The organism is Sphingorhabdus sp., assembly GCF_044354325.1.
Lineage (GTDB): Bacteria > Pseudomonadota > Alphaproteobacteria > Sphingomonadales > Sphingomonadaceae > Sphingorhabdus_B.
On record NZ_JBILAF010000014.1, the window covers coordinates 22,745 to 30,057 of the forward strand.

The 7,313-nt window shown below is 55.3% G+C and carries 5 protein-coding genes; 1 reads left to right on the forward strand and 4 read right to left on the reverse strand.

The genetic code is table 11. The features are described 5' to 3' along the window. Positions 1-10: 10 nt before the first annotated feature. Entirely contained in the window at positions 11-1,288 is a 1,278-nt protein-coding gene (locus ACIQ0G_RS02655) for a sugar MFS transporter (protein ID WP_397576575.1), read from the forward strand. Here the strand turns inward: ACIQ0G_RS02655 and ACIQ0G_RS02660 are convergent. The 4 genes from ACIQ0G_RS02660 to ACIQ0G_RS02675 form a co-directional block, all read right to left on the reverse strand. Continuing rightward, entirely contained in the window at positions 1,285-2,532 is a 1,248-nt protein-coding gene (locus ACIQ0G_RS02660; RefSeq protein ID WP_397576576.1) for an MFS transporter, read from the reverse strand. The genes ACIQ0G_RS02655 and ACIQ0G_RS02660 overlap by 4 nt on opposite strands. Further along, complete coding sequence (locus ACIQ0G_RS02665; RefSeq protein WP_397576577.1) at positions 2,486-3,547, reverse strand: LacI family DNA-binding transcriptional regulator; 1,062 nt, start codon at positions 3,545-3,547, stop codon at positions 2,486-2,488. Before ACIQ0G_RS02665 ends, ACIQ0G_RS02660 begins: the two co-directional genes overlap by 47 nt. Positions 3,548-3,550: 3 nt before the next feature. Next, positions 3,551-4,525: a family 16 glycosylhydrolase gene (locus tag ACIQ0G_RS02670; protein WP_397576578.1), complete on the reverse strand. Its 975-nt coding sequence runs from the start codon at positions 4,523-4,525 to the stop codon at positions 3,551-3,553. Between the two features lie 87 nt (positions 4,526-4,612). Continuing rightward, on the reverse strand, positions 4,613-7,313 hold a 2,701-nt coding region (locus tag ACIQ0G_RS02675; RefSeq protein ID WP_397576579.1), incomplete at its 5' end, for a TonB-dependent receptor.

Sequence of the window (7,313 nt, forward strand, 5' to 3'; positions counted from 1 at the left end):
GAGAGAGAAGATGGCATTGGCACCCGGCGCATCTGCGTCAGCAGATAATGGCGATACCCATATCGACGCACCGCAATTGCAGTTGTTCGTGATGGGGTTGTTCTTCATCTTCGGCGGCATCACAAGCCTCAACGATGTTATCATCCCGAAGTTAAAAGAGCTGTTTACGCTCAATTACACGCAAGCGATGCTTGTGCAGTTCTGTTTCTTTGCCGCTTATGCCGTCATCGGCATTCCCGGCGCGCGGCTCGTTAAGAAAATCGGCTATATGCGCGGCGCGGTTGCCGGCCTTTTGACGATGATGGCGGGCTGTCTGTTGTTCATTCCCGCGAGCCAGACCGCGACCTATGGCGTATTCCTGTTGGCATTGTTTGTGTTGGCAAGCGGTGTGGTCATTGTCCAAGTGGTTTCCAACCCTTTGATCTCCATGCTTGGTAAGCCTGCCACGGCGCATAGCCGCCTGACCTTTGCTCAAGCGTTCAATTCGCTTGGCACCACGGTTTTTCCGATCGTTGGCTCGATCCTTATTCTCGGCAGCCTCGCGACGGTAACCGCTGACCAACTATCCGGTGTGGAGCTTGACGCCTATCGCACTGCAGAGAGCCAAGCCATTGTGAACGGCTATTTGGGTATTGCGGTGGCACTGGCGATTGTTGCTGCAGTGGTTTGGCTGTTTCGCGATGCGCTGAAGGGCGAAAAGCATGAAGCGAGCGAGGGCTTGGCTGGCCTCGACTTGTTGAAGCGGCCTCGTTTCGGTTTCGGTGCTTTGTGCATTTTCCTATATGTCGGCGCCGAAGTCGCCATTGGCTCGCTCATCGTCAATTATTTGATGCAAGATCATGTCATGGCGCTGCCCGAGCAGGATGCTGGCAAGCTTATTGGTCTATATTGGGGCGGCGCCATGGTGGGCCGGTTCATCGGTTCTGCGGTGCTGCGTGTGCTTAGCCCGGGTAAGGTGCTGGCGTCTGTATCGGTGGCCGCAATTGCACTGCTGATCTTTTCGACACAAAGCACCGGCGAAGTTGCGGGCTATGCCTTGCTGGCCGTGGGCCTGACCAATGCGATCATGTTCCCGACGATCTTCACGCTGGCCTGTGAAAAGCTGGGGTCACGTGCTGCCGACGGTTCTGGCATCATCAACGTCGCCATCGTCGGCGGCGCTGTTGTTCCGCTGCTCACGGGCATCATTGCTGACGTGACCGGAAGTCTGGCGATAGCGTTCACGCTACCGATGCTTTGCTATGCGATCATCGCGGCATTCGGGATCTACGCGCGTAAGCCTGCCTAATCGCGCGCATGCTGGCGCGGCATTGTTGCCAATAACAGGCACGCGATGAGCGCCAGCACCGCTAGTAACAGAAACAGGCTGCCAAAGCCATAAGTGGGCACCAAAGCCAGGGTCAGCCATGGCATGATGAGCGATGGCACGGTGTTCGTCAGGTTGAAAATGCCCAAATCCCGTCCACGTGTCTGTGGACGGGGGAGCACCCTCAACGTCTGGCTTGAGTGCAACGCCAGAAAAAGGCTGCTCGCTAAGCCAAAGACCACATAGCCGGTGATGGCAGCCGGTAAAGATGACGAAACCGACATGATGATCAGTCCGGCCGATGCTGCCGCTGCCCCAAAAATGAGCGGTGGAATGGGGCGGTTTGCACGGTCGGACCAGCGGCCGGCAGCTAATGCTAAAAACACAGCCGCACCCAGAACAAGCGCAAAGATATTCGCCGCATTATTTTCGCCGAAATCAGGATCGACGCTGCGGAACCATAAAAGCAGAAACGCAAATAATGACGCTTCTGCAATTTGGATCAATAAGCGCGCAATCCACATTTTAACGGCAGCGTGCCGTTTTACGGCGCTCTGTTCCCCATCGGTTGTTTGATCCGTCGGCGCGGTGTTCAACCCCGGCATCGATATCGGTCTGCCAAAAATCAGCACCGGGCTGACCATGGCTATCACCAACATCGCGATAATGATTTCACGGTGCTCCGATGGAACAGCATCGTTGATCGTTACAAACGCGCCTGAAAGCGCGCCCATACCGGGCGCGAGCGCCAATAGACCGCCAAGGAAGCCCTTTTGGGAATCGGGAATGGTGTCACCGGCCCACGCGCTTAAGGGCGCGAGCATCATATTCAGGCCGATTTGCCAGAGCATGATGATGGCGATCATCGCCGCCGGGCTCTTGGCATAAGCTGTGGCGAGGAGCAAAGCGGTTGATACGGCTAATCCGGCGCATATCCACGGGCGTCGTGCGCCGGTTTTGTCACTGGCCCATCCAAAACCGATATTGGCCACGCTTGCGGCGATAGCGCCCAGAAAGGCCGTTATCGCCAACATGCCAAGGGCGTCATTGCCGGAGATGTCTGTCGCGCGCAGTGGCAGCAATATCGTCAGAAACGGCATATAGGCGACGGCGCCCCCGGATATGGCGAGCGCGTACAAATACATGAAAGTTGCCGACTGCCGGCTGCTGTCCGCAGATTTAGGCGCGACCATGTGCAGACGGTGGTGCGGTGCTGCTGCGCTCAATAAGGCTGCCTTCAATAACAACCGGTTGATGCGGCACAAGCGCTTCACCATTGGTAATCAATAGCTCCACTGCCTTCGAAAAGGTTGCGGCAATCGGCTGATCAACCGCAGTGAGTTCGGGCACGGTAAAACGCACAACGGGCGTATTGTCGAAACTGATAAGGGATAGATCGCTGGGAATGTGTAAGCCACGCGCCTTGGCCGCATCCAAAGCGGCAAGCGTCATTTGGTCATTGCTGCCGATGATCGCCGTGGGCGGGTCTTGCAAGTCGAGCAGCGCGTTTGCCGCCAGCACTCCGCTGTCATATCCAAAATCGCCTCTGACGCATAACGCATCGCAGGAAAGGCCGGCGGTGGTCATCGCCTCGCGCCACCCGTCGATACGCCAGTTGGACAGGTCATATTCCTTGGGGCCAGCAATGAAACCGATCCTGCCATGGCCAAGCGCGATGAGATGTTCCGTCGCACGTCGGGCCGAGCCCTCATCATCCATCGTCATCGCTATTCCCGGCCCTGATGTGATCGATCCGATGCGGGCAAAAGGGATTTTGCGCTTGGCAAGAAATCCGGTGATGAGGGGGTTTTCAGAGTGGGGTGGCGTCAGGATGACGCCGTCTGGCTGCAGCGCGGCAATGGCTGCCCCCAATTCACGCTCGACATGATCATTGTGGGTATCGACCAGTTCAAAGATCATCCGGTATCCATGTTCGGCACATTTCAGCATGCCGCCCAAAAGCATTTGGTCTACCCAGTCTGACCCTTGGCGGTTCCGCCAATCGGCAATTGTGCGTTCCCGGTCGTTGATGGCAAGGATCAGGTACGAACGTGATCCGCTCATCCGTTGCGCCGCGATGGACGGGACATAGCCAAGCTTATCAATAGACGCCTGCACACGTTCCTGCATGGCAGGCCGGACGTTAGGCTCATTATTGATGACACGGCTTACCGTTTGCAGGGAAACCCCTGCATCAGCTGCGACATGTTTAATAGTGACGGCCTGGCGGCGTCTCGCCATAACTTACTTACTCTCTTTGCCGTCCTGCATGCAGGCCAGACCTTTTTTCTTATCGCTGCTGCATTGGTAGATGCGGATCCAGTCGATTAAAAACGCAGCTGGTGTTACATTCGATGCAACGCCTTTATCGTTATTCTTCTCTGACAGGCCACCACCAATGGCGAGGTTGGCCATGATGTAGAAGGGCTGGTCAAAAGGCGCAACGGGATTTGATCTCGCCAATGGAGAAGCTGTTTCCCAATCCGCACTTGTCCGTTCCCAATATTTCCGGCCATCGAGATAGAAACGCATCACGCCTTCGCCCCATTCAAGCGTCCAGATGTGAAATTCATCGGAAGGCAAAGCGTTTGATGGCAGCGCCACGCGCGTATCGTGAAGTTTGTTTCTCGGTGCGTAATCACCAAAATGGATCGCGCTGATCATCCGGTTCTCGCCAACACCGCCCGTGCATGTTTCACAAGTGGCGCCGAGGTTAACACCCTCCAAAATATCAATCTCGCCCGACAGTGGCCAGCCGCCGTAGACGCTGCTGGCGGGCATCATCCATACCGCAGGCCAGGTGCCTTGGCCCTTGGGCGGCTTCGCACGAAATTCGACCTTTCCGTATTTCCAGCTGGAAATGCCAAGCGTTCGGATTTTGCCGGAGGTATATTCCTGCGTCTTTTGCGGATACGGCTTATTCGAAAATTCCGGAGGCAGATCTGGACCCGTAAACGTCTCTTTATGCGCGATTAATTGGAGATTCCCATCGGCGACCTTAATGTTTTTGGACCTATCGGTGTAGCATTGCCGTTCCTGATTGCCGCCACCCCAGCACGATTTTTCAGGCTTCCATTTTTTGCGGTCCAATTTGGTCCCATCAAACTCATCGGCCCACACAAGCGTCCAGTTATTTTCTGAAGCCTGTGCTGTGGCCGCCGTTGTCCAGCACGCCGTCAAACCGATCATAGCACCGAGCAAGGCAATTTTGGACGGCATAGCTTTCTCCTGAAACGCGGGCTGAAAGAAAAACGGACCCAAGTCATATGACCAAGGTCCGCTTTTCCGCAACACTGATACTAAGTGTTAGAACTCAAATCGAGCAAGGAAAGTGAAGCGTCGATCGTTCCGGAACGCCGAGCGCGTTGCGCGGGTGCCGTCAAAATCGATGACTTGTGATGTCTGTGTGACTTCATCAAGCAAGTTCACGCCCTGAATGCCGAGTTTCAATTGCTTGGTCACAGAAACAAAGATGGATCCGTCAAGCTGGCCTGTTGCTTCGCCGTAAATGGGCGAGAACGGGAAGATGACGTCGCGTGGTGTCTGCACAAATTCAGACCGCCAGTTATACGCCAAGCGGAATGACAACGGACCCTTTTCGTAGAATCCGACGGCATTGACCGTGTGCTTCGAGACGCCAGCCAATGGCAGTCCGCCCGAAAGCGGGCTCTGTTCTGAACCGAGCGAAGCGTTGTTGAAATCGCCAGCATCAACATAGGTATATGTCAGACCGGCGCCCAAACCGCTTAATAGGCCAGGCAGGAAATCGTAAGTTTGCTGATAAGCAACTTCAACGCCCTTCAATGTTCCGCCGTCGCTATTCACCGGTGTGTTGAACAGAATATCGGTGTTGACGCCCTTCGGCGTGACAAATGGACGCACTATGGCGCCGCTATTCACGATATTGCTGATATCCTTTACAAAGCCGGATACCGTTAACGAGCCGATGTCTGCCCAATACCATTCGACAGAAAGGTCATAGTTCACCGATTCAACAGGGCGCAGGAAGCGGTTACCCGTGTTGATGGCAAGCAACGGACCCGTGGCCAAAAGCCCACCGGCACGCAGATTGTTGGTGTTGTCATATGCACCGCCACCCGATGTGAATGCGGATAGATCTGGCCGGGAAATACCCTTTGAGATTGCACCACGCACCAAGACGCCATTGCCAAAATCAAGTTTCGCGTTGAAGTTGGGCAGCCAGTTTGTGTAGCGAATGTTCAGCGGGTCGGAAATGACCTCACCTGTAAACAACGACGCATATGTCGCTTGGCGCGCGGCCGACAAACCGCAATAGCCAGGCACCGGTGTGATATTATTGGCGAGAATAAAGGCACATGAGCCCTGCACTTCCGCCAGTTGGACTATGCCATCACGGTTGCCGTTAGCGTCGAAATATTCAGGCGTCGGTAGGCTGAACGAACCGCCGCTTCTCACCTTGGTGCTGACATAACGCATTCCGATATTGCCGCTGAGTGTTGCGCCACCAAGATCCGCGCCAAAATCGACGCGTGCATAGGCGGCGTTCGTGCTTTCTTCGACGTCCGAAATTTCACCAGCTGTCCATGGACCACCCGCTAGGGCACCCGAACGGGCTGAAATCGGGAACCATGCGTTAGGCGTCAGGGTGGAACCGGTAATCGCATTCGCCTGCGTCCGGATGGCGCCGCTCAGATAATCAGCGACCATATTGTCGCCGCCGAAGAAGAAGGCAGAGCCATCCCCAAGCGGAACCGGCGCATTACCGCGCTGGAAGCTGTCACCAAATGGATTACGCAAATTCGCAGAGTTCGGGAAGTCGCGGACATATGCACCGCCACAACCGAATGCCTGGTAATCTCCGCAGTTCCAGTTACCGCCACGTCCTGTCCATGGCGCGCCCAAATTGCCCCAGTTGGAGAAATTCGCGCTGCGCGTTACGCGGTTGCGGTCACCCCAACGTGCGCCAAAACGCGCTTTTTTGAAAAAGCCGTCATCGCTAACGTCATATTCGGCATCGGCGCGCATGCTGGTCAATTCACCTTCATTCTTCACCTGATTGTCGATGAGGAACCAGTAAAAGGTCTTGCTCGGGTCATTGAAATAGCTCGACGGCGATGTAGCGAGCCCGGGTTTCAGAAACTCGACGAGCGGCGTGCTGCCGCGGTTGTCGATACGCAAATCGGCATAGGTCTGCATTGCGGAGATGAAACCATCTTCGGTACGATCCGATTTGATGTGCTGTACTTCAAAGTTGAAACGTAACCGATCGGTGGGGCTCAGCTTGATATGGGCCGAGAAATCTTCGGTCTTTGCCGTGTCTTCACGTTGGAAACGCAGCAATTCGGTTGGGATCCCGCTAACACCGCCAGAGGATTGGGTCAGTGTGCCTGCGACGAATTGATTATCGTCATAGATCGCGGTTGTGCCCGGCGCGAGTACAGGAAACAGCGCATCGTCATTCACCAACGCCAGTACGGCGAATTCGTTCAACGTCGCATTGGTCGACGCGCGCAGATATTCGACGGTGACCTCAGCACGGCCATCATTGCTTTCCCACTGACCAACCGCCGAAAATGAATTGCGGTCACGGTTCAGGTCGGTTGTGCGAACGCCGGCACCTTTCGGGACAAAAACGGAATTTGCAGGCGGAAAGTTGGACGCGTTCAAAGGCGTGCCGCCGCCGAAACCGCCAGATCCGACGGGACGCACACGGATACATGGGCCAGTCAGCGAACGGTCGCGATAGCAAGGATCGGTAATTTGCGATGCATCGGTGCGGGTTGCCAGTTCAGATTGGCTATAAGCCAGCTGCAGGCCAAAGGTACCAATGCCGGTCTCAAATGTATTTGAACCCAGAATGGAAAAGCCCGGCGACCATTTCTTCGCCATGTCCCCATAATTGCCTTCAATCGAGCCAGCGACATGAAAGCCCGGTTTGTCGAGCGGCTTGCGCGTCACAAGGTTGACGGAGCCAGAGATATTGCCTTCCAGCATGTCCGAGGTCGAGTTTTTGAAAACCTCGACA

Bases quoted from the DNA above. Each gene is read 5' to 3' on its own strand.
- ACIQ0G_RS02665 (WP_397576577.1), bottom strand. From the start codon at position 3,547: ATGGCGAGACGCCGCCAGGCCGTCACTATTAAACATGTCGCAGCTGAT.
- ACIQ0G_RS02655 (WP_397576575.1), top strand. From the start codon at position 11: ATGGCATTGGCACCCGGCGCATCTGCGTCAGCAGATAATGGCGATACC.
- ACIQ0G_RS02670 (WP_397576578.1), bottom strand. From the start codon at position 4,525: ATGCCGTCCAAAATTGCCTTGCTCGGTGCTATGATCGGTTTGACGGCG.